The organism is Deltaproteobacteria bacterium, from assembly GCA_016235345.1.
Lineage (GTDB): Bacteria > Desulfobacterota > Desulfobacteria > Desulfobacterales > Desulfatibacillaceae > JACRLG01.
In genome coordinates, this window is the sequence record JACRLG010000024.1 from 116,671 (window position 1) to 140,805 (window position 24,135).

At 59.7% G+C, this 24,135-nt stretch carries 16 protein-coding genes; 13 read left to right on the forward strand and 3 right to left on the reverse strand.

The features are described 5' to 3' along the window. Positions 1-42: 42 nt before the first annotated feature. Positions 43-1,647: a murein biosynthesis integral membrane protein MurJ gene (gene murJ, locus HZB23_12510; GenBank protein ID MBI5845477.1), complete on the reverse strand. Its 1,605-nt coding sequence runs from the start codon at positions 1,645-1,647 to the stop codon at positions 43-45. Then, positions 1,644-1,865, reverse strand: coding sequence for a hypothetical protein (locus tag HZB23_12515; GenBank protein ID MBI5845478.1), 222 nt, complete (start codon positions 1,863-1,865; stop codon positions 1,644-1,646). The genes murJ and HZB23_12515 overlap by 4 nt, the downstream gene beginning before the upstream one ends. On the opposite strand from HZB23_12515, the gene HZB23_12520 reads away from it, so the two are divergent. From HZB23_12520 to HZB23_12575, 12 genes are all read left to right on the forward strand, one after another. Then, entirely contained in the window at positions 1,842-3,098 is a 1,257-nt protein-coding gene (locus HZB23_12520) for a DNA repair exonuclease (GenBank protein ID MBI5845479.1), read from the forward strand. The two genes, HZB23_12515 and HZB23_12520, sit on opposite strands and share 24 nt — an antisense overlap. After that, a complete protein-coding gene (locus HZB23_12525) occupies positions 3,095-6,217 on the forward strand; it encodes an AAA family ATPase (protein MBI5845480.1) in 3,123 nt (1,040 codons plus the stop codon). The genes HZB23_12520 and HZB23_12525 overlap by 4 nt, the downstream gene beginning before the upstream one ends. Positions 6,218-6,402: 185 nt before the next feature. Next, positions 6,403-6,693 carry a 4Fe-4S binding protein gene (locus tag HZB23_12530; GenBank protein MBI5845481.1) on the forward strand — a complete coding sequence of 97 codons (291 nt, stop codon included), beginning with the start codon at positions 6,403-6,405 and terminating at the stop codon, positions 6,691-6,693. Beyond that, a complete protein-coding gene (locus HZB23_12535; GenBank protein ID MBI5845482.1) occupies positions 6,693-7,877 on the forward strand; it encodes a 2-oxoacid:acceptor oxidoreductase subunit alpha in 1,185 nt (394 codons plus the stop codon). Before HZB23_12530 ends, HZB23_12535 begins: the two co-directional genes overlap by 1 nt. 130 nt (positions 7,878-8,007) lie before the next feature. Then, positions 8,008-8,880, forward strand: a complete 873-nt coding sequence (locus HZB23_12540; protein ID MBI5845483.1) for a 2-oxoacid:ferredoxin oxidoreductase subunit beta — start codon at positions 8,008-8,010, stop codon at positions 8,878-8,880. Positions 8,881-8,885: 5 nt separating this feature from the next. After that, entirely contained in the window at positions 8,886-9,458 is a 573-nt protein-coding gene (locus tag HZB23_12545; protein ID MBI5845484.1) for a 2-oxoacid:acceptor oxidoreductase family protein, read from the forward strand. A gap of 341 nt (positions 9,459-9,799) precedes the next feature. Continuing rightward, entirely contained in the window at positions 9,800-13,144 is a 3,345-nt protein-coding gene (locus HZB23_12550) for an FAD-dependent oxidoreductase (protein MBI5845485.1), read from the forward strand. 60 nt (positions 13,145-13,204) lie between these two features. After that, positions 13,205-14,797 (forward strand): hydrogenase iron-sulfur subunit, encoded by a 1,593-nt coding sequence (locus HZB23_12555; GenBank protein ID MBI5845486.1) that lies wholly within the window; start codon positions 13,205-13,207, stop codon positions 14,795-14,797. A gap of 5 nt (positions 14,798-14,802) precedes the next feature. Then, entirely contained in the window at positions 14,803-17,250 is a 2,448-nt protein-coding gene (locus tag HZB23_12560; protein ID MBI5845487.1) for a hydrogenase iron-sulfur subunit, read from the forward strand. A 50-nt stretch (positions 17,251-17,300) separates the two neighbouring features. Next, a complete protein-coding gene (locus HZB23_12565; GenBank protein ID MBI5845488.1) occupies positions 17,301-18,821 on the forward strand; it encodes a hypothetical protein in 1,521 nt (506 codons plus the stop codon). Next, a complete protein-coding gene (locus HZB23_12570; protein MBI5845489.1) occupies positions 18,818-19,702 on the forward strand; it encodes a TIGR01212 family radical SAM protein in 885 nt (294 codons plus the stop codon). The genes HZB23_12565 and HZB23_12570 overlap by 4 nt, the downstream gene beginning before the upstream one ends. Before the next feature lie 120 nt (positions 19,703-19,822). Then, the gene (locus HZB23_12575) at positions 19,823-21,361 is read left to right on the forward strand and encodes a YifB family Mg chelatase-like AAA ATPase (GenBank protein ID MBI5845490.1); all 1,539 of its coding nucleotides are present in this window, start codon (positions 19,823-19,825) and stop codon (positions 21,359-21,361) included. Between the two features lie 171 nt (positions 21,362-21,532). Here the strand turns inward: HZB23_12575 and HZB23_12580 are convergent, their stop codons facing one another. Beyond that, the gene (locus tag HZB23_12580; protein ID MBI5845491.1) at positions 21,533-22,633 is read right to left on the reverse strand and encodes a UbiA family prenyltransferase; all 1,101 of its coding nucleotides are present in this window, start codon (positions 22,631-22,633) and stop codon (positions 21,533-21,535) included. A gap of 181 nt (positions 22,634-22,814) precedes the next feature. On the opposite strand from HZB23_12580, the gene HZB23_12585 reads away from it, so the two are divergent. Next, a complete protein-coding gene (locus tag HZB23_12585) occupies positions 22,815-24,104 on the forward strand; it encodes a citrate synthase (protein ID MBI5845492.1) in 1,290 nt (429 codons plus the stop codon). The last annotated feature ends 31 nt before the right edge of the window (positions 24,105-24,135 follow it).

Consider the following 24,135-nt stretch of genomic DNA (forward strand, 5'->3'; position numbering starts at 1 on the left):
AATGGCCCGGCAGTCGGGTTTTTCCGATAATAAGCCATCCTATCATTTTTTGAAGCGTCCAAAAAGCCGGTTTCCCAGATTTTTGAATCTTCTTCCGCCTCCGAACATGGCAAGGGCGAATCCGAAATCCTCCCTGGCCACATTCCAGGCGGTTACGCCGTAAACCGACATGCCGACCGTGATGCAGGCTCCCATCCGCCATAAAAGGTCCAGAGTGTGGAGATGCCCATCGCCGATCAGAACAAGACGCAGGCCCCATACCACAGCCGCCATCAGGCCGGATGCGAAAAGGGCCTTCAGAAGGGATTTCATTATGGCCCGGCCCCCAAGGCGACCGAAGCGCTTTTTCAGGTGATAGGCCAAAAGGCCCATGTTGACTGTGGCCGAAAGGCTGGTGGCCAGGGCCAGCCCGCCGTGGGCCAGAGGCCCCATGAGGGCGGCGGAAAAGGCGATGTTGGCGAGAACCGCTATTATCGCCACCTTGGTGGGGGTCATGGTGTCCTGGAGAGCCGAAAAGGGCCGGATCAGAATGGGCACGGCGGAAAAGGAGACAAGCCCCAGGTTGTAGTATAAAAGCGCCTTGGCGGTCTGGATGGTGGTGTCGGGGGAGAACTCCCCGCGCTCGAAAAGAAGCGCCACTATGGGGCGGTTGAGCACTATCTGCCCAACTGCGGCGGGCACGGTGATGAAGATCATGAGCCGCATGGCGTAGCCGAAGCTCTCCAGGAAGCCCTCCCGGTCGTTTTTGGCCGCCTGCCGGGCCAGGGTGGGCAGCACCGCAGTTGAGATGGACACCGCAAAAATGCCGAAGGGAAGCTCCACTATGCGGTCGGCGTAATAAAGATAGGATACGCTTCCGGCGGCCAGGAGCGAGGCCAGCATGGTGCCCACCATCACGTTTATCTGGTAGACGCCCGTGGAAAGGATTCTGGGCCCCATAAGAAGCAGAACCCGCTTTATAGCAGGGTGCCACAGTGTGCGGCCCTTCCAGGGCTTAACACCTCTTACGGCCATGTAGGGCATCTGGAAAATGAGCTGGATCACCCCGCCGATAACCACGCCGATGCAAAGTCCCATCACCCTGGGGTCCACGAAGGGGGCCAGGAAATAAATGGAGCCTATCATGGAAAGGTTCAAGAGAACCGGGCCGAAGGCGGGGGCGAAAAAATGCCCCAGGCTGTTCAAGACCCCCTGGCACAGGGCCACCAGGGAAATGAAGAAGATATACGGAAAGGTGATCCTGGTAAGGTAAATGGTGAGTTCCAGCTTGCCGGGGGACGCGTCGAAACCCGGAGCGATGACCTTCACCACAAGGGGCGTGAATATCATGCCCAGGGCCGTAATCACCAAGAGGCACAGGGCGAGAAAGCGGAACATGGCCACCGCCAGCCGGGCCGCCTCGTCCTTGCCTTCCCTCACCAATTTTTCGGTGAAGACCGGCACGAAGGCGTCGTTCAAGGCCCCTTCGCCCACCAGGCGGCGCAGCAGGTTGGGAATTCGGAAGGCCACGAAAAAGGCGTCGGCGGCCATGCCGCTTCCGCACAGCCAGGCGGTGGAGGCGTCGCGCACGAAGCCCAGTAGACGCGAGATGAGGGTGGCGGCCCCGCTTGTTCCCGCCGCCCTTGCCACCTTGGAAATTTCACTCATGGCCTTTGATGTTCCTTCAGTATTAAGATGAAGGGGTTATAGACCCGGATGACTGAAATGGCAAGAAAGCTGTGTGAAAGGCCCGCACTCATGGGATTTTTGCCGCCAGCCGTCGGCTGGTTGGCGGGCTTGCCATAAATTTCCCGTTCATGTATCTGTAATGAATCGCCATAATCCTTTTCAGGAAAATCATCATGGAGCCCTTCAAATTCGTCCACGCGGCTGACCTGCACCTTGGAAGCCCCTTTGCCGGAGTCACGGCCCGTGAGCCGGAAATCGCCCAGGTGCTCAAGGACGCCTCCATTGCGGCTTTTCGGAACCTCGTGGATTGCGTCATCGAACAGGATGCCCGGTTTCTTCTGGTGGCTGGGGATGTTTTCGATCTCGACGCGCCCAGCCTTAAAGCCCGCCTTGCATTCGCCGAGGGCATGAAAAGGCTTTCCGAGCGTGGAATCCCGGTGTTCGCGGTTTACGGCAACCATGACCCGGTGGCTTCCGGCTTCAAGAGCGTGGCGCTTCCCGAAAACGTCCATGTGTTCGATTCCAAAAAGGTCGAATCCATCCTGGTTGAGGTTTCCGGTCGGACCATAGCCCTTGTGAGCGGAATCAGCTACGCGAAACGCGAGGAAACAAGAAACCTTGCGGCCATGTTTCCTGTTCATGAATCCCCCCTTTTTTCCATCGGCCTTGTACACGCCAACGTGGGAGGAGTGGGCGGCTACGAAAACTATGCCGCCTGCTCCATAAGCGACCTTGCCCAATGCGGCGTTCGCTATTTCGCCCTTGGCCACGTCCACGAGCGCCGCAAAGTCTGCGACTCCCCCCTTGCGCTTTATCCCGGCAACATCCAAGGCCGCAGCTTCCGGGAAACCGGGCCGAGAGGCGCGCTCGTTGTCACGGTTGACCATGCCGGAGGGGCCGTCGAAGTCTTCGCGCCGCTTGATACCGTGCGATTTTCAGAAAGAGCCTTGGATATCGCGCCCTTTGAAAGCATAGGCGGCCTTCTGGACGCCATGATACGACAGGTGCGCGAGATGGCCGCCGAAGCCGACGGAAGGGGCCTCGTATGCCGACTGCGGCTTACCGGGCGGGGCTCCCTCTACGGGGAGCTTGCGGCGGCTATGGCGGTGGAGGACCTTCTTTCGGGGCTTAAGGAGGAATTTTCGGGGCTTTCGCCTTTTGTATGGGTCGAGGAGATCATCAGCCGGGTTCTTCCCGACGTCGATCTCGATGAAAGGCGCGGCGGCGGCGATCTGTTCGCCCAGGTTCTTGCGATTTCGGACGAATGGCGCGGGGAGGGGTTTTTGTCCACGAAAAAAGTCCTGGCCGACCTTTATTCCAATACAAGGGCAAGGGACGCCCTTCCGGCGCTGACGGACAAGGAAATCGAAGAGTTGGCGGAAGGCGCGGTTCTTTTGTGCCTGGACCGTCTGGAAGGGGAGGCCCAATGATAATCCGGGACTTTCATCTCGACGGCTTCGGGGTCTTTAATAATGTGGAGGTGACCGGCCTTTCTTCAGGCCTGAACATTTTTTACGGCGACAACGAGGCTGGAAAATCGACTCTTCTGGCCTTTTTCCGGGCCGTGTTCTTCGGGTTTCCCGACGGACGCCGGAGCGTGCAGGCCCCGCCGCCCCTTTGCGGGGGCGAGCACGGGGGGCTCATAGTCCTTGCCGGAGCAGGCCCCGGAACAGTTATGATTAGCCGCCATAGAAAAAACAGGTCAAAGCCCGAAATCCTTTTCGAAAACGGGCAAAAGGGCGGCGAGGAGGAGCTTCGGCTCCTTTTTGCCGGCGTCACCGAGCCCCTCTTCAACTCTATTTACACCTTCAGCCTAAAGGAGCTTGCCGAGTTCAAGAATCTTACGGACGAGGCAGTCAAGGGAGCGCTTTTCGGGGCAAGTTTTGGCGCTGGAATGCATACCTTCGCGGACGCCTTCAAAAAGCTCGGAAACGTAAAGGAGGAGCTTTTCAAATCAGGCGGCTCCAAGCCTGCGATCAACCAGGAACTTGCGGCGCTTTCCGAGATCAGGAAAAAAATCGTCATGGCCCTTAAGGATCAGGACCGGTACTCCCAGGTGACAAGCGAGCTATCCGAGGCCGAAACCCTTGCCGGAGAACTCGCCCTTTTGCGAAAAGAACTGGGCCGGGAAAGGCTTGGCCTGGAAAACACCGTAAAACTCTGGGCTGACTGGGTGGTTTTCCGGGATACCGCAGCCCGGATGGAAGCTCTGGGGCCGGGCCATTCAGGGTTTCCCCCAAGGGGGATCGAAAGGCTCGAACGCCTGATATCCCTTGCGGACAAGGAAAAATACGAACGCGCCAAGTGCCTGGCTGAAAAGGAGGATCACGAGGCTGATTTGAAGGCTTGGACGGTTGACCCTCTTTTGGAGGAAAACGCGGCGGCCATAGAGCGTCTTAATGAAAATCTTGCGGCCTTCAGGGAAAACGTACGGGAGCTTTCCGGGAAAAATGGCAGGATTGCCGGGCTCATGGCCGAGGCGGACGGAATCTGCCGGGGGCTTGGGCCTGACTGGACCAGGGAGAGGCTTAAAAATGCGGACTGCTCGGTGTTTGTGAAACAGGACCTTGACGACAAGGGAAAGGCTCTTTTAGAGGCTGAGCGAGCCGTGGAGAAGGCGAGGGAGATTCTTGGCGTTCATTTCGGGACGGCCCGCGAGGCGGAAGCGGAGGAGGCCCGCGCCGCCGAAAACGCGGCCCTTTACAACGATGATACTGTGATGGATTACGCCGATATGGCCGGAGTCCGGAAAAACCTGCGCCTTTGCAGGGATTTGGAAACAGAGGCCAGGGGTTTGGAAAAGGAGGCGGAGTTCGCCCAAGTCCGCGCAAAAGACCATGAAGGCCGGGTGTACCCCTTATGGGTTGTTTTCGCCCCCGTCTTTGCGGGTCTTGTCTTTGCGGCCCCATTCTTTTATTACGCGGGCGTTCTTCAAGGAGTCGGGGTGGTTCTGGCTGCCCTTGTCGTCTGCGGCTTTTTGTTTTTCCAACGTAAAAGGAATACAAAAATATTTGAGGAAGCTCGAAAAGGAGCCGAAAACGCAAACCGGGCATGGCGTGACTCAATTTCCAGGTTGAATGAGCTTGCAGGGGAATCAGGTTTTACGGGCAACGACTGGGACGGCATGGCGGAGGCCCTTGACCGCCGCGAAAGGGAACAGGCGGATCGGGAAAACAGGCGGCAGGCGGCGGAAGCCGCCCTTGAAAAGGCGAAAGAGGCCGCCCGGACTGCCCGAAACAGGCGGGATGAAGCCGGGACTGGCCTTGAAAAGGCCGTGGCGGCTCATGATGAAACACTGTCCGCTTGGAAGGAGGGGCTTTCATCCCTTGGGCTTCCCGCCGATCTTTCGCCCAAAACGGCTTTTGACGCCTTTGGCTTTATGGAAAACGGCGCAAGGATAGTAAGGGAGCTTGAAAATGCTATTTCGGAGGCTGCGGAAATCGAAAAGAGGATTTCCAGCTTCAAGACTGATGCCCAAAGAGTGATTGCCGCCTGCGGCAGGGAAATCGCAACGGACGAAATTCTTGATTCCTCAGTGCGCCTCATCCAGTCTGATCTAAAGAAGAATATGGACGCCAAGGCCGAATTGATAAGGCTTTCAGAACTTGCGGCGGCCCTTGGCCGCCGGATTTGCGCCCACGACAAAGAGCTTTTGAGGCTCGATTCCGAGGTGAAAAATCTGCTTGAATCAGCGGGGGCGAGGGACATCGATGAATTCATGGAGCTTGGGGCAAGGGCGGAGGAACATGCAAGGCTGTCATCAGCCCACGATGTTGCGGCCCGGAACCTTCTGACAATTTCGGGGGAGGCCGATCTTGACGCCCTCTGCCGGAGGCTTTTAGCCCTTGATCCGCAGGCCGTGTCCGAAAGGCTCGACGAGGTGAGGGGCCTTCTTGAAAGAGTGGAGGCGGACCTTGAAACGGCGCGCCAAAGGGCCGCCGATTCCAAGAGCCTCCTTGAAAAAATCGCTTCGGATACGGTTCTTGCCGAGCTTCGCCTGGAAGAATGCGCCGTAAGGGAGCGCCTGCGGGTCCTGGCCCTTTCCTGGGGCCGCCACGCCACAGCCCTTGAGCTTTTATCCCAGGCCAGGAGCCGCTTTGAGGAAAGCGAGCGGCCCACGGTGATAAAGGAGGCGGAAAGCCTTTTCGCAAAGATAACGGACGGGGCCTACACCCGCCTTCACACTCCCACAGGCCAGCTTGAGATAGAGGCGGAAGCTCCGTCAGGGGTTCGCAGGAAAACCTCCGAATTGAGCCGTGGAACCGCCGAGCAGCTCTACCTGTGCCTTCGTCTTGCCTATGCCAGGGCCGGAGCCGCCCGACACGGCGGGATTCCCCTTGTGATGGACGACGTTTTCGTCAATTTCGATCACCCAAGAGCGGAAAGGGCCGCCATGGTGCTTTCTGACATCGCGCGCTCCATGCAGGTCCTCTACTTCACCTGTCACGCCCACACCTTTGACATGTTCAGGCAGGTTGCCCCTGATTCCGGGTTTTTCCGGCTGGATGGCGGCGTAATAGAAAAGGCCTCCTCGGCTTCGCCCTCCTGATTTTTGCACAAGCTGCTCAATTTTTCGCTTTAACCGCAGAAATTTTTGACACCCCCTGATTTTTTTGGGGGGTGTCCGCAAAAACTCTTATGCTCTTCCATTCATTCCCTTGCGTTTTCCACCGGGTCATGTTAAAGAGATGCTCTTTAGGATGGCTTTTGACCCAAAATTTCAAGGACACCCCCATGACTTACTGGCGACTTCCCCTGGATGCGGACGACATCCCGGTTACCCGTGGCAAGGTCCACGTGGTGGAGGACCGCTGCAAGGGATGCGGCTATTGCATCGCCTACTGCCCCAAGAAGGTCCTTGCGCCCGCCGAGCACTATAACCAGAAGGGCTATCATCCGCCCGAAGTGCAAAGGCCCGAAGAGTGCGTAAACTGCCATTACTGCGAATCCATCTGCCCTGAATTCGCCATTTTCTCCGTGGAAATCCCGGTTTCCCCGGACGCCTCCCGAAAGGACGCTGCCTGATGTCACCAGTGGTTCTTACAGGCGAGCATTATATGACCGGCGACGAGGCCATAGCCGAAGGCGCACTGGCCGCAGGATGCCGGTTTTTCGGGGGATATCCCATAACCCCCGCCACAGAGGTGGCCGAGCGCATGGCGAACCGTATGCCCGGCGTGGGGGGAGTGTTCGTTCAGATGGAGGACGAAATCGCCGCAATGGCCTCCATTATCGGGGCGTCCTGCGCCGGGGTGAAGTCCATGACGTCCACCTCAGGCCCCGGTTTTTCCCTCATGATGGAAAACATTGGCCTTGCGGTGATCACCGAAACCCCATGCGTGGTGGTTAACGTCCAGCGGGCCGGCCCTTCCACCGGTCTTCCCACCCAGGGCGCCCAGGGCGACATGATGCAGGCGAGGTGGGGCTCCCACGGCGATTACTCCCTCATCGCGTTGGCCCCGGCCTCCGCCCAGGAGGCATTTTACGAGACCATCCGGGCCTTCAACCTCTCGGAAAAGTACCGTGTGCCGGTGCTTGTGATGGCCGACGAGGTGGTGGGCCACATGTCCGAGCGGGTGGTTATACCCGAAGAGTCCCGGATAACGGTGATCGACCGGGTGAAGGCCAAAGGGCGCAAGGACCGGTTCAGGCCTTTCGAGCCTGCGGAAAACGGCGTGCCCCCCATGGCCGTTGCCGGGGACGGCTACTGTATCCATGTAACCGGGCTCACCCACGACGAAAAGGGCTACCCGGTGATGACCGTGGAAGCCCAGGATTCAATGCAGACAAGGCTTTTCGCCAAGATCGAAAAGAACCTCGAAGACATAATAAAGGTGCGCGAGTTCGAGCTGGCGGACGCTGAAATCGTGCTCGTCTCCTACGGGGTATCCACCCGCACCTGCCTTGCGGCGATGGAGGAGGCGAGGGCGGAGGGCCTTAAAGTCGGCCTTCTCCAGCTTCTGACCGTATGGCCCTTTCCCGAAAGGATAATCGCCCGGCTGGCTGAAAAGGCGAAGGCCATGATCACCGTGGAAATCAACCTGGGCCAGGTTCATCTTGAAGTCGAGAGGGCCGCCAAGGGCAGGGTTCCGGTGCATCTGGTGGGCCACTGCGGGGGGAGCCTGATTTCACCCGATACAGTCTTGGATAAAATCCAGGCCGTCCTAAAACGCGAACTGCTGTGTTGCACTTCGCCGGGCGGCTCGTAACGTACTTTTAGTACGCGTCCTCCCCGCCCGGCTCGTGCGCCTTGCATTTCATCGTTTTTGATCGGCCTGGGGGCTTATGGGTGATTAAGGATTTTTTCTAATCCTTTCGCAGTATAAAAAGGTTAAAAAAATGGCCACAACAGCCAAAAAACAGGAACAAGCCGCCGAAGGGTTCGATCATCATCCACTTGACGATCTTCTGCGCACGGACCGGATTCCTCACATCTGGTGTCCGGGCTGCGGCATAGGCCCCACCTTTTCGGCCACGCTTCGGGGAATCAAGGCATCCGGCGTTGACCTCGCCTCCACAGTAATGGTTTCCGGCATAGGCTGTTCGGGACGCGCGGCGGGGTATGTCAAGCTCGATTCCTACCACACCACCCACGGCAGGGCCATTCCCTTCGCCACGGGCTTGAAGCTCGCCAACCCGAAACTGAACGTCATCGTGTTTTCGGGCGACGGCGACCTTTTCGCAATCGGCGGAAACCACTTCATCCACGCGGCCCGGCGCAACATGGACTTAACAGTCATCTGCGTCAACAACTTGAACTACGGCATGACGGGCGGCCAGGCCGCCGCCACCACCCCGCGCATGGCCAAGACCACCACCACCCCCAAGGGGAACCCGGACCGGCCCTTCAACCTGCCCCTTCTGGCATACGCGGCGGGCGCGACCTTCGTTGCCCGATGGACCATACTCCACAGCCGGGACCTGATGGAATCGGTGCAGACGGCCCTCACCCGCCGGGGCTTTTCCTTCATAGAGGTTCTGGCCCCATGCCCCATCAACTACGGCAGGCGGAACAAGGAACTGCCCCTGGTGACCCTCAGGAATTACCAGGGCAACACCATCATCAAAAACGGCGCAAGCCCGGCAGAAATCGCCCCGCCGGGCCAGGGCCCGGTCGTTTTGGGGCGTTTCATCGACGAGGACCAGGACAGCTTTCTCTCCCTCTACGACAAGACATACCGGCCCCAGCTTGCCGAGACGGGAAAGGATTGAAGGCCATGACTGCAATCGGAAAAAAGGAAATCCTGGTCACCGGCTTCGGCGGCCAGGGCATAGTGCTTCTGGGAAAGATTCTGGGAGCCGCTGCGGCCATAGGCGATCACAAGGAAAGCACCCTTATCCAGGCATACGGGCCTGAATCGCGCGGCGGGGCCTGTTCGGCACAGGTGATGATCTCGGATTCCGTGATCCACTATCCCTTCGTGCGAAGGCCCGACGTTCTGGGCGCCATGAGCCAGGCCGGGTTCGATAAATACATAGGATCGGCCAAGGACGACACCGTGCTCCTCATCGACCAGGACCTCGTGAAGGCCAAGGGCACAAAGACCGAGGTCTTCGCCATTCCGGCCACCCGCCTTGCCGAGGAAATGGGCAAAAAGATGATGGCCAACATCATAATGCTCGGCTTCATCGTGGCCGTGAGCCGTGTGGTGACGGGGGACGCGGCCCGCAAGGCGGTGGTGAAGTCAGTCCCCAAGGGAACCGAGGACGCCAACCTGGCGGCCTTTGACAAGGGCCATGATTTTGGCCTGGCCGTCCTCAAGGGCCGCGAAAAAAAAGCAGCGCGATGACCGGCTGCCCAAAACCGCGAACTGCTGTGTCACGCATCGCGGCGCGGGTCGTCATGTACGAAAAAGTACTATTCCTCCCCGCGCCGCTCGCGTTCCTTGCATTTCATCGGTTTTGAGCAGCCGGTCGGGATAGATCAACATGGGTTGCTTGTTTGCTCAAATTTAATCGCGCGTTCGCGCTCAGCGGGCCGGGGCAGGATGACACAGGCGGGGCCGGACAATAAAGGCAGGCTTGTTGTGTGTGTTTGATTTCACAGCTTGCGACCGGTCAGCCCGAAAGCCGGGTTGGGGGCGGCGGCGTGAAAAACGAAATAAGTATCTCCGTGAAGGGGTGGTAATAGATGAAACGCACCAAGGACAGGCTTCACCGGGTAATGGTGATCGGGGCGACTCCGGCGGGAATCGCCGCCGTGAACAAGCTGGGCGAGCTTGGCGTTCCGGTGACCCTGGTGGACCCGGACCCGGACCTGAACGAAAAGCTGGCCCGCGAGGAATGGCGGCTGCCGAGCGGTGTGGCACTAAATTACGCCCACCGGTCGGGCCTTCTGCGCATCCTGCGCAATCCGTCCATCAGGCTCATCGCTCCGGCTGAGGTTCTTTCGGTCAAGAACACCGCAGAAGGCTTTTCCGCCCGCATAAGAAGCCGTTCGGTCTACGTTGACGAAACCCGCTGCACCCTGTGCGGGGCCTGCGCCAAGGTCTGCCCGATCTCCATGCCGGACGGATCGAAACCCCTGGCCTACGCGGGCCGAATGAGCCTTCCGGGCAGGGCCAGAATCGAAAAACGGAACGAGCCGCCCTGCAAACAGGGCTGCCCCCTTGGGGTGAACGCCCAGGCATACCTTGCCCTTGCCAAGGCGGGCCGACACGCCGAGGCACTATCGGTGGTTCGGCGCGACAACGTCCTGCCGGGCATATGCGGCAGGGTTTGCAGCCACCCCTGCGAGAAGGACTGCCGCCGCGCGGAAATTGACGCCCCACTCACCATCAGGGCCATCAAGCGCTTTCTGGCGGACTGGGAGATTTCCCATCCGCAGGATGACCCTTGCGCCTTCGAGCCTTTCCGGGGGCAGAAGGTGGCGGTTATCGGCTCCGGCCCCGCAGGGCTGGCCGCCGCTGCCGACCTTGCAGGGCTTGGGTATGAAGTGACCATTCTCGAACGGGAAAAGGAGGCGGGCGGCCTTCTGCGTTACGCCATAGGCCCCTACAGGCTCCCCCGCGAGATTCTGGACCGTGAAATCACCCGCATAGAGGCAATGGGCGTAAAAATCGAAACCGGGCGCGGACTCGATTTCAAAAAGGACCTGACCGCGCTTGCAAAGAAGTACGATGCGGTCTTGCTGGCCGTGGGCTCGTGGACCGACCGGAAGCTCGGAATGCCGGGCGAGGATTTGAAAGGAGTGGAAGGCGCAGTCTTCTTTCTTTCAAAGGTCCACCGCAAGGAAATAAGCTCGCTTCCGGGTAAAACCGCCATAATCGGCGACGGCAACTCGGCCTTTGACGTGGCCCGCACGGTGAAGCGCCTTGGCGGCGATCCCACCATAATTTCCTGGTTTCCCGCCGACATGATTCCGGCTGACGAGGACGAGATACGGGCGGCGGCGGAGGAGGGCATCCCCATCATCTTCAAAACCCGTGTGGTGGAGTTTGAAGGCAGGGGCGGAAAGCTGGCGGGCCTTGTCTGCCGGGCCACCAGGCCCGGAAAGCCCGATGCAAATGGCATAGCCTGGCCGGTCACCGTGCCGGATTCAAAGCCTTTGGATATCCCCTTTGACCGGGCCATCGTGGCCATCGGTCAGGCCGGGCCTTTTTTCGGGACGGATGAAAAGCCGGGCGTCGGCGTGAACCAGGCCGGGTACATCGAGGCCGATGCCCATAAGACCAGCGCCGGGAAGGTCTACGCGGCGGGAGACTCCGTCACCGGACCCTCCACCGTGGTACACGCCATGGCCAGCGGCAGGAGCGCCGCAAGGGCCATTCACCGCGATCTTTCGGGCGAGGATGTTTTTCCCCGCGCCGTCCGTCCCACGGATAGGAATTTCGCGCCCATAGGGGCCGATCTTCCGTCCCTTTCCCGGGCCGTCGAGCCCGAACGCCGGGCCAACACCCGCGTTGCCGATTTCGGCGAGGCCGTGCTTGGGCTTTCGGAGGCCCAGGCGGTTTCCGAGGCCGAAAGATGCCTTCAGTGCGGCGGATGCTGCGAATGCCTCCTCTGCGAAACGGCCTGCGAGGCGGCGGGAGCCGTTGTCCACGATGCGCCGGATACGGAAACCAAGGAGCACGCCGGGGTGGTGATTCTGGCCGACCCCGATCTTGCGCCATCGCTCAAGGGCGACGACGTTATAAGGGCCTACGGGCCCCCTGCCGCCAAGAGTGACGTTCACGCAATGATGCTGCGCGGTTTTGCGGCGGCGGGCCAGGCCATGACCCTTCTGGCCGAAACCTCCGAGCGGCCCCGTGGTCGCGGCGGCATGGTTGCAGCAGCCGATACCGGCCTTGACCCTGAAATACGCGTGGGCGTTTTCGTTTGCAGGTGCAACGATTCCCTTGGCTGGAACGGCGAGTTATCGGAATTCGTGGAAAACCTGGGCCAAAACCCGGACGTGGTTCACGCGGAAACAATAAGCTGCGCATGCTCCCCCGAAGGGGCCGCCGGAATCGTGCGCACCATAAAACGCAAGGGCATCACCCGCGCGGTTATGGCGAGCTGCGCCTGCTGCCCCTTGGATTTCGTCTGCTCGGCCTGCACCGATCAGAGAAGCCGCTTGAAACACGGCCTTTTCAAGGGGACCGGCGTGTCCCGCTCAATGGTGGAGACGGTGAACATCCGGGGCGAGGCCCTTTCCCTTCTGGCCGTAAACCCCGAAACCGCCCTTGGCCGGTTCAGGGGGCTCCTCACCCGCGCCATCCGCCGGGTCAAGAGGGTGAAAGCCCTTCCGGTTCCCCACCGCTCATACAACTTCACGGTGGCTGTGATTGGCTCCACCGAGGCCGCAGTTCAGGCCGCCGACACGCTGGCCCTTTCCGGCCACGAGGTTTTCGTGTTCTCCAACGACGAATCCCCGGAACTTGCGGAATTCGCCAACGTGCACCGCTTCCCGGAATCGGGGGTGGTCTCCCTTTCCGGCACGGTGGGGGATTTCCGGGTTCTCCTTTCAACGGAAACCGGACAGCGCACCGTTCACGCCGGGGCGGTGATACTGGGAACCGAGGACGACTCAGCGATATCCTACACCCCCCACGAGGGCATACCCGGACGAATCGTGGAGTCGGCCCTTCAGAAAGCGGGGGAGGCGGGGATACCCTTCCTGTTTCCGGGCGGCACCTCGGTTGCGGGGCTTTTCCTGGCCGACTGCATGGGCCTGAAGGTCTCCGAGCGCAAGAAGGGCCTTGCCGCCGCCGTGTGCGCGGCGTCCGTCATGCCAAGGGGCCCGCGCCAGAGCAAGGGCTACACCGTTTCGGTGGACGCCGAGCGTTGCCGGGGATGCGGGGCCTGCGTGGCCGTGTGCCCGTATCAGGCCGTGACTCTGGAAAGAAACGGCAACGGCGGTTACAGCGCCAGGGTGGACGAGGCCCTCTGCAAGGGCTGCGGCAACTGCATCAGCCTCTGCCCGCCATCGGCCATGGACAGCCCATACAGGAGCAGGGCCTATCTTGGAAGAATTTTGGAAGAAGTGCTGTCGTAATAAACAGTGCGGCCTTTGTGTTTATCGCCGCACGCAATTTTAGGTTTTTGGGGAAAATTAATGGATAACCGGGATGAATTGAAAATACTCGTGTTCCTGTGCAACTGGGGGCCGCACGCGGCCTTCCAGGCCCTGCAGGACGCGGGCAACCCCGTTCTTTCGCGCCTTCGGATGGTAAGGGTGCCCTGTTCGGGCCGCATGACCAAGGCCCTCATGTTCAAACCCTTCGAGATGGGAGCCGACGGCGTGGTTCTTCTGGGCTGCGGGGAGGGCTCCTGCCGCTACGGGGTGGGGACTTCCACGGCCAGGAACAACGTGGAAGACACCAGGGAAATTCTCGACATGCTGGGCCTTTCGGGCGAGCGCCTGGCCCACGCCCATTTCCGCGAGGAGGAATCCGAAGGCATGCTGGCCTTTCTGGCGGATTTTCTGGCCAGGGTGGAAGGCCTGGGCAAAAGCCCAATCAGGCCGCACCCTGTGGCCGAAGCAGCCGCCGAGCCGGCGGAGCGCATCCGGGAAATAGTAAAGGCCCACGACGTTTTTGCCTGCCAGGACTGCGGAAAATGCACCTCCGCCTGCTCCCTGACCCTTGCCGGCAAGCCCTTTTCACCAAGGGCCATGGCGTCATCCCTCATAAGCGGCGATTTCGAGAGCGAGGCCGTAACCAAGGGCATATGGGCCTGCCTCACCTGCGGGCTGTGCTACGACCGCTGCCCAAGCGCCGTGAATTTCCCGGAATTCGTGCGGGAGGTAAGGGCGGTTCTATACGATGCGGGCCTTAAGGGGGTAACCGCGCACGACGGATTTTTCCAGTCCCTCTCCCGCGCGATGACCTCCAAGGACCTTGGTTTCAAGCGCTGGGACTGGCTTTCGCCCGATCTGTCCCTTGATCCTTCCGGCAAGACCCTCTTTTTCGGCGGCTGCGCCCCCTTCTTCGATGTTTTTTTCCGGCACAGCCTCAAGGTCAATACCCGGAAAATCCTTGAGGACAGCATAAGGCTGATGAATTTTTTCGACATCAAGCCGATGGTTCTCGAAAACGAACGATGCTGCGGCCACGACCTTTTGGTCTCCGGCGACCGGGAGAACTTTCTGGTGCTCGCAAGGCAGAACGCCGCCGCCATCAACGATTCGGGGGCCGAGGAAGTGGTTGTCGCCTGCCCGGAAGGCTATCGGGCTTTAACCCAGGATTACCCCCGTGAGGGCGCGCCCATCAACATCCCCGTTACGCACATACTGGACCTTGTGGAAAGAAACGTTGCCAAGGGCGCGGTTGCCTTCAAAAGCAAGGGGCAGAAATTCACCTTTCAGGACCCCTGCCGCCTAAGCCGCCACGCCGGGCTTTCGGCGCTTCCAAGGCAGCTTCTTGCTCGCTTCGGAAGATCGGCCCTAAAGGAGATGCCAAGGAAGGGAACCGGGGCGGTATGCTGCGGCAACTCGGCCTGGACCGGCTGCGACGGCTTTTCCAAGGCCCTCCAGGTGGAGCGACTGAAGGAAGCCAGGTCCACAGGGGCGAGCCTTCTGGTCACCGCCTGCCCAAAATGCCAGATTCACCTTGCCTGCGCCATGAATGACCCCTTCATGAAAAAGGACCTGGAAATGGAAATGGAGGACATAACCTGCCTTCTTTCCAAAACCATATACTGGGAATAGACGCCATGCAGAACCCAAGAAAGACATCGCCCGCCGGGGAGCCCAGAATCGGCGTTTACGTCTGCCATTGCGGCCACAACATAGGAAAGGTTGTGGACTGCGCGGCAGTCGCCGAAAAGGCCCTGGGCTATCCCTTTGTGGTGTCCGCCACCGACGTGGCCTACGCCTGCTCCGAGCCGGGGCAGGAGGCCATCAGGAACGACATCGCAGAAAAGAACATCAACCGCGTGGTGGTGGCGTCCTGCTCCCCAAGGCTTCACGAGCCCACCTTCCGACGGATGCTTTCCGACGCGGGTTTGAATCCGTATCTCCTGGAAATGGCGAACCTTCGGGAGCAGTGCTCCTGGGTCCACATGTTTGAGCCGGAAAACGCCACCATAAAGGCCGTTGATCTCGTGCGCATGTCGGCGGCCAGGGCTGCTGGCCTCGACTCCCTGTACGAGGAAAAGCATTCGCTGGTCAAACGCACCCTGGTGATCGGCGGCGGGGTCGCGGGCATCCAGGCGGCCCTGGACTTGGCCGATTCGGGCTACGAGGTGGTCCTGGTGGAAAAAAGCCCCACCATAGGCGGGGTCATGGCCTTGCTGGACAAGACCTTTCCGACCATAGACTGCAGTATCTGAATACTTGGCCCGAAAATGACGGATGCCGGTCGGCATCCCAACATAACGATTCACACGCTTAGCGAAGTAACCGACGTATCCGGCTCAGTGGGCAATTTCTCCGTGACGGTCAGGAAAAAGGCCCGGTTCGTGAACGATAAGGACTGCACCTCCTGCGGCGACTGCTCCAAGGTCTGCCCGGTGGTGCGGCCCGACGAGTTCAACCAGGGCCTGGGCTCCCGCAAGGCCATATTCAAGCCCTTTCCCCAGGCCGTGCCGTCGAGCTACCTCATCAACGTGAACGAGTGCCTGGGGCATAACCCGGCGGTGTGCTCCAAGTGCGTGGACGCCTGCACCAAGGGCTGCATAGATTTTCACATGTCCGACTCTGAATTCACCGTGGACGTGGGAGCCGTTATCGTGGCCACCGGGCTTTCCGTGTACGACCCCACCGAACAGGACGAATACGGCTACACCCGGTTTGAGAATGTTCTCACCAGCATGGAGTTCGAGCGGCTCATAAACGCGGGCGGCCCCACAAAGGGCGAAGTCCTTCGGCCCACCGACCGCGAGGTGCCGAAGCGCGTGGGTTTCATCCAGTGCGTGGGAAGCCGGAACGCCAGGAAGGGCGGAAGCTACTGCTCGAACGTGTGCTGCATGAACACCGTCAAGTCCTCGCTCATGCTGAAGGAGCACTACCCCGGAATCGACGTCACGGTGTTTTACATGGACATCCGGGCTTTCGGAAAGGGCTTCGAGGACCTGTATTTAAGAAGCCGCCGCCTGGGGACCCGCTATCTGCGCGGCCTTCCCGGAACGGTGTCGGAAAACCCCGATAAAAGCCTCACCGTCTCGGTGGAAAACACGGCCACTGGCAAGGTGGAGACCGTAACGCTCGACATGCTGGTGCTGGCCGTGGGCATAAAGCCCTCCCCCGACACCCAGCGCATAAAGGAGATGCTGGGTCTTCAGCTTACCAGCGACGGATTTTTCCTGGAGGCCCACCCTAAGCTCCAGCCGGTGGACGCAGCCACCAGGGGCGTTTTTTATGCGGGCTGCGCCGAGGGCCCCAAGGACATCAAGGACTCGGTGACCCAGGCTTCCGCCGCTGCGGCGCGGGCCATAAGGCTTCTGCACAAGGGCGAGATAAGCTCTGAGCCCATAATCTCGGTGATAGACCCTGAAAAATGCAAGTTCTGCGGAAAATGCGCCGAGGTCTGCCCGTACAAGGCCATCACCGTTGACGTAAAGCGCAAAATCGCCGCCCAGGTGAATACGGCGGCCTGCGCCGGGTGCGGAACCTGCGCCGCCGAGTGCAGGTTCGATGCAATTTCCATGAACCACTTCACCGATCCTCAAATCGAGAGCCAGGTGGACGCACTTCTGTGTGAAAACCCGGAGGGCAAGATTTTAACCTTCGCCTGCAACTGGTGCTCCTACGCGGGCGCTGACAACGCGGGCGTGGCAAGGCTCCAGTATCCGCCAAACGCCCGGCTCATCCGCACAATGTGTTCGGGGCGGGTGGATGAAAAATTCATCTGGCGGGGCCTTAAAAAAGGTGTGCCGGTGATTCTGGTTTCCGGCTGCCACATCGGCGACTGCCATTACATAGACGCCAACCACTGGACCGTGAAGCGCGTGGAAAAGGTACGCGAAAAAATGGCCAAGCTCGGCATACGTCCCGAACGGCTCCAACTCGAATGGATAAGCGCCGCAGAAGGAATACGCTTCGCCAATATAATGACCCGCATGGAGGAACTGCGCCGGGGAGTGACGGCTGAGGAAATAGCGGAAACCCGCCGGATACTCCTGGCCGAGGATGAAAGGAAGGCTGCGAAAAAGACATCCTGATCCGTGCTTGAAAGCAAAAGGATTTTTTGACCCCTGATCGGACAAATGCCATGACAACCGCCGCAAGCCTAACACGGGCAAAGTTTTTCTTCGCCTTGTCGGCTTCGACGGTTGTCCTGTTTCATGCGGCCTGGGCTTTTCTCTGGCCGGACGTTTTCTATTTCCCCGACTCCCTGGATTTTTTCGACACCCTGGAATACTGGGACCGGAACCACGCCCTTTTTGTGGGCTATCTCCGCACCCCCGCATACCCGCTCTTTTTCCTGGCTCTTCATAAGACCTTAGGCCTTGGCCTCCTGGCCCTTGTCCAGCATTCAAGCCTCGCGGCCATGATCGCGCTTTCCGGCCTTGTTCTGGGCCGGATGCTCAAAAGCCGCCAAGGCTGGATCATCGCCGGAATTTTCACCCTGGTTGCGGGTTTCGCCCCTTCCCAGTTCATGTACGCCTCCCACGCCATGACCGAGGGGCTCGCAACCCAGGCGCTTCTTGCCGTAATCCTATGCTTTATCCTTTGGATGTCGCGCTCAAGCGCTCTTTCCGTGGCGGTATTGGGCCTTGTGCTCGCCGTGGCGGTTCTATTGCGGGCCGTGAACGTGATCCTGGTTCCGCTGGCCCTGGCTTTCGTCCTCGTTATCACCACAAAAAACCGGGGAGCCGGGAAAGCCCTTCTTCACGCGGCCATATTATGCGCGGTGTTTTTCATCACGGTTTTTCCCTGGATGCGATACAATAAAATCGTTCACTCCCGCTTCGCCCTTTCCAACATGGGAGCCCTGGCCCTGGTCCACTCATACAGCCATCTCATCGACATGGATTCGGGAAGGTTTTCCGAAATCAAAAACGTCCTGCGGCCCGTCCATGAAAAGGAGATGGATGCCCGAAAAAGCCTGTCGCCGGAAGCGCTCATGTTTGACGGCATGAAAAGGGCCTGCGGGGAAAATTCCTACTTCGACATCCTCATGAAAAAATTCGGCTACACCATCCCCCAACTGGACAAGGTGATGAAGGCCCTGGTTTTCGAGGGGATGAAAAAGCGCCCGGACGAGGTCGCCTCCCTGGTTCTGAGGCGCTTCTGGCATTTGATCACCAGGGCTCCGGGCCTTAGCGAGCGGGCGCTTGTGGAAAACCTTTATTTCTGGGTCGAAACCCCGCCTTCCCCCAACATGAGGCGGGACGCCCCGGCGCTTTTCACGCGATACGGACTTGTGACGCCGCTTTCCCCCGGCGCGGCGGCCCGGAAGGAGAGGGCGAGGCCTCTTTGGAGGATTGAGGAAATCCTTTCGGGCTTCTACGTAAAGGCCGCCCCGGCCTTTCTGTGGCTCGGCGTTCTCCTGCTTCCGGCGCTCAGGCGGCGGGGGCCTTTTGCCGTTGGCCTTTTCTGCGTGGGCCTGGTGCTTGCCCCTTTTGGGGTCACGGCGGCCATGACCCCGCCGGAGTTCCGTTTTTACCAGCCCTTCTCGGTTCCGGTGATGTTCCTCCTGGCCCTTGAAATTTCTGCCTTCTGGCCCCTTATGGCGAGAGCCGCAGAATACGTCTCCCGGCTCCTCAAAAAACCGGAAAGTTCCCCATGAGCGCCCCTTACCCCGACTATTCGTCGTACCTGAAGGGCCTTTTCGGATGCCGGGTGCACAAGATTACGGTGGACGCGGGGTTATCCTGCCCCAACCGGGACGGAACCATAAGTTTCGGGGGCTGCATCTACTGCAACGAGCGGGGAAGCGGCACGGGGGCGGCGGCGCGCGGGCTTTCGGTGGCCGCCCAGTTGGAGGCGGCCATGCCCTACCTTGGCCGGCGCTTCAAGGCCGAAAAATTCATCGCCTATTTCCAGAGCTTCACCAACACCCACGCGCCGGTTGAAAGGCTTGCGGCTCTCTGGAACGAGGCCCTTTCGGTGGAGGGCGTCGTGGGGCTTTCCATCGGCACCCGGCCCGACTGCGTACCCGACCCCGTCCTCGATCTTGCCCGCAGGCTTTCCGAAAAATGCCTTTTCTGGATGGAATACGGGCTCCAGTCCGCAAATGACAGGACCCTTTCCCTCATCAACCGGGGCCACGACTCCAGGGCCTTCGCCGACGCGGTGAAAAGAACGAAAGCGCGCGGAATCCCCGTGTGCGCCCACGCCATTCTTGGGCTTCCGGGCGAAACGCCCGCCGACATGGCCGCCACAGCCAATTTTCTGGCTGGTCTCGGCGTGGAGGGGGTGAAGCTCCATCTTCTCTACGTTGTGAAAAATACCCCCATGGAGGCGCTTTTTCGGGCGGGCGAATACCAATGCCTTCCCGAGGACGAATACGTGGCGCTGGCCGTGGATTTCATCCGCCGCCTTCCGCCTTCCACCATTATCCACAGGCTGACCGGCGACCCGCATCCCGACGAGCTTGCGGCCCCTTCCTGGCTGATCGGCTCCAAGAGCCGGGTGATCGCCAAAATTCGTGACAGCCTGGGAAAGTAGCCCATGAGGGCCGGATTTCGATGGAGGCAGGATTTCGTTGAATTTTGCCGGAGGCTCCGGTATGAAGCATATAATGATACACGAATCTGACGCCAAAAACTTCAACCGGCCGGGGGGACCATGCTGGCAAGGGCATTTTCCGGGGCTGTAATCGGCATTGACGCCACCCTTGTGGAGGTGGAGGTGGACCTTTCCATAGGGCTTCCCTCCACCGCAACAGTGGGGCTTCCCGAGGCCTCGGTGAAGGAGAGCAAGGAGAGGGTTAAGGCGGCGGTGATCAATTCCGGCTACCTCTTCCCCGAAGACCGCATCACCGTGAACCTCGCGCCCGCCGATATCCGCAAGGAGGGCACGGGATTCGATCTCCCAATAGCTCTTGGCATTCTGGCCGCCATCGGCATGGTCCCGCGCGAAGCCCTGGACAACCACCTCATAATCGGCGAGCTTTCCCTTGACGGCAGGGTGAAGCCCGTGCGCGGCGCGCTTCCGGTTGCCGTGGCAGCCAGGGACTGCGGCAAGCGCGGGGTGATGCTTTCCCGCGAAAACGCGGCGGAGGCAGCCGTGGTTAACGGCATAGAGGTTCTTCCGGTGGACAACCTCGCAGACGCCGCCGAGTTTTTTAGAGGGGACAAGGAAATCGCCCCGGCAAGCATCGACTTGAACGCTCTTTTCGACACCAAGCGTACCGGCTCGTCGGCGGATTTTTCCGAGGTCCAGGGCCAGGAGCACGTCAAAAGGGCGCTCGAGGTGGCCTGCGCGGGCGGCCATAACGTGATACTCATAGGCCCGCCTGGTTCCGGCAAGACCATGCTGGCACGCAGGCTTCCCTCGGTGCTGCCCCCCATGTCATTCGAGGAGGCCCTTTCCACCACGAAAATCTACTCCGTGGCCGGGCTTCTTGGGAAGGGCCAGGCCCTAGTCACCGAGCGGCCCTTCCGCTCGCCCCATCACACCATAAGCGACGCAGGGCTCATCGGCGGCGGGCGCAACCCCCGCCCAGGCGAGGTGAGCCTGGCGCACAACGGCGTGCTTTTTCTGGACGAGCTTCCCGAATTCAAGAAAAACGTGCTGGAGGTCATGCGCCAGCCCCTGGAGGACCGCTTCGTCAACCTGTCGCGGGCCGCCATAGCAGTGTCCTACCCGGCCTCCTTCATGCTGGTGGCGGCCATGAACCCCTGCCCCTGCGGCTTTCTGGGCGACACCACCCACCAGTGCAGGTGTAACCCCCGGCAGGTAGCGGCCTACCGCTCGCGGGTTTCCGGGCCGCTTTTGGATCGAATCGACATCCATGTGGAGGTTCCTGCGGTGGCCTACAAGGAACTGGCCGGAACGGGCCTTAGCGAGCCTTCGGAGGCCATACGCGAGCGCGTGGCCAAAACCAGGAAAATGGGTGAAAAGCGCCTGGCCGGGCTTTCCATCTACTGCAACGCCCAGATGCAGAACAGGCACCTGAAGAAATTCTGCCGCACGGATCAGGCGTCCGAGCGCCTTCTGGAGCAGGCGGTGGACAAGCTGGGGCTATCCGCCAGGGGTTACAACCGGGTCTTGAAAATAGCCCGCACCATCGCGGACATGGCGGGCCAGGAGGACATCAGCGTCCGTCATATAGCCGAAGCCATTCAGTACCGTTCTTTAGACAGAAACAGCCAGGGGGCCTGAGGGCGCGATCTGCTGTGTCAGCGCGGGCGGGCCGGGTCGGAATGTATCGTTAAGTACTATCCCTCTCCGGCCCGTCCGCGCTTCCTTGCATTTCATCGCCCTCAGACCCCCTGGTCACGCCGGTAGGGGAGGGGTGGAAAAGAAAGAACGGGAAACGATATTAAACCCGCCTCAGTCTTTCTCCCAGTGTCTGTTCTTTTTGTCCTCCGCCTCGATCTCCCTTCTCCTGCGCGCCTCCATCCACTCCGAAAGGCGGTTTCTGTAGGCCGAATTGAGGCGAAGGAACTCCTCCGTCTGGGCCGGGATGTTTTTGTAGAAAAAAATCACCTGGAAGATGGGAAGGATCGAAAGGGCGGGGTGGACCAGGGAGGCGGAAAAGGCCAGGGTGAGGGGCCAGGCCAGCTCCTGGAAGAAGTTGTTGTAAAAGGGAAGGTAGGGAACTTGGCCCGAACCCGCCGCAACACGCCAGTTCATGCCGATTTTTGAAAGCTCCATCAGAGAGTAAAGAATGAAGACCGGCAGAACAAGGGGAGCCGCAGGATAAATGCTGATGACCATCCCCGTGATGGCGAAAAGTTCCGCCGGATAGCAGATTTTGACCAGTATCCGGCGAAGGGTTGCTGGGCCTGTGGAAAGGGCGAATGTTATGGTTCCTGCGGCCCGGTCGTTTTCCCGGTCAAGGTCCTGATGGGTGAGTATGCCCTTGATTCCGGCAGCCAGAAGCTGGGTCAGGAGGAAAACGTCGAAGATTACGGCCCTGATCGGAATGTCCGGGGCCTTGCGGGAAAAGGCCAGGATGATGAAAAGGCCCGGAAGGAAGCCCGACGACAGCGCATCGGCCATTACTCCAAAAACGCCTCTTTCCTTGAGCCTTAAAGGAGAAATCGAATAGGCCGCCACCAGAAAAAACTCCAGGGCCAGAACCGTGTTTGCGGCAGGGCCGAAACCTCCCGCGAGGGCCGCGCCGCCTCCCGCCAGAAGGGGCAGAAGGACCGAGAAGGCGCGGGACCGGAGTTTTAAGCCAGCCATGGAGTTGGGTTTTTGAGCCAACTCGTCGCTTTTTCCGTCCGCCCACTCGTTTATGGCGTAGCCGAAAGCGGCTACCGAGCTCACGCAGAAAACCGCCGCCAGAAAATAAAGCTGCAAAAGTTCCGCCGGGGCCGTTCCAAGCAGCAGGGCCTGGGCTAAGGCCACTCCCAGCAGGGGCGGAATCTTCCACCTCCACCAGCATGAAACCCGCCAAGTTTTGACGGAGTCGGAAAAAAGGCCCATTTTTTGCGCCGTTTTATGGGTTTTACCGGGATGGGGCAGGCATTCGCATGAATTTTTCCCAAACATTGTTATCACATACGGTCAAGGCCCGCAACAAGGTTGACGTTGACACCGGGTTTGGTTAGACTCCGTCAAAATTGAAACCGGCGGCCATGCCTGCCAACCGGGAAAGGATTGTGAAATGGGAGAAAAAGCCATCCTCACGGTGGGAGGAAAAACCGTCGAACTTCCGATAGTGGACGGGTCGGAGGGGGAAAAAGGAATCGACATATCGGCCCTAAACAAGCTCACCGGGTATCTGGCGTACGATCCGGGTTTCGCCAACACGGCAAGCTGCTCAAGCGCCATCACCTTTCTAGACGGCGAGAAGGGAATTCTGCGTTACAGGGGAATTCCGGTCAACGAGCTGGCCGAAAAATCCACCTTCGTGGAAACGAGCTACCTTCTTATTAACGGTCGCCTTCCATCCAGGAAGGAACTGAACGATTTCTCGGTTCTTCTTAACGACCACTCCCTTGTCCACGAGGACATGAGGGTGTTTTTCCAGAATTTTCCGCGAGCCGCGCACCCCATGGGCATTCTGTCGGCAATGGTCACGGCCCTTCGCGGCTTTTACCCGGAACTCGAGGGCCTTTCCAGGAGCGAGGCCCTAAACGTCCAGGTTACGCGCCTGCTTTCGAAGGTCCGCACCATGGCGGCCATGTCCTACAAGATTTCGCGCGGCCACCAGGTGGTCTATCCAAGGCCCGATCTTTCCTATTGCGCAAATTTTCTGAACATGATGTTCAACTCGCCCGTAAAGCCCTACGACATAGACGACGATCTCACCCGCGCTTTAAACGTTTTCTGGATTCTCCACGCCGACCACGAGCAGAACTGCTCCACGGCGGCGGTGAGGCTGGTGGGAAGCGCCAGGGTGAATTTTTACGCGGCGGTTTCGGCGGGCATGGCGGCCCTGTGGGGGCCCCTGCACGGCGGGGCCAACCAGGCGGTGATAGAGATGCTGGAGGAGATCGCCAAAAACGGCGGGGACTTCGCTCCTTTTCTCAAACGCGCCAAGGACAAGAACGACCCCTACCGGCTCATGGGTTTCGGCCACCGGGTCTACAGGACCTACGACCCCCGCGCCCGGATAATGCGCGAGATGGCCGACAGGGTTCTTCAAAAGCTCAACAGGAGTGATCCGCTTCTGGACATCGCCCGCCGCCTTGAGGACGCCGTCACCAAGGACCCCTATTTCGTGGACCACAACCTTTACCCCAACGTGGATTTTTTTGCGGGCATAGTTTTGCGGGCCATAGGGATTCCCACCAACATGTTCACGGTGATGTTCGCCATAGGCCGCCTTCCGGGCTGGATAGCCCAGTGGAAGGAGGGGGCGGACGATCCCAAATGGAAGCTCAACCGGCCCAGGCAGGTCTACACCGGCCCCACGGAATGCCATTACGTGCCTTTTGATCAAAGGCCGTAAGAGGATTGAAGGCAATGGCGCGTAATCGTCA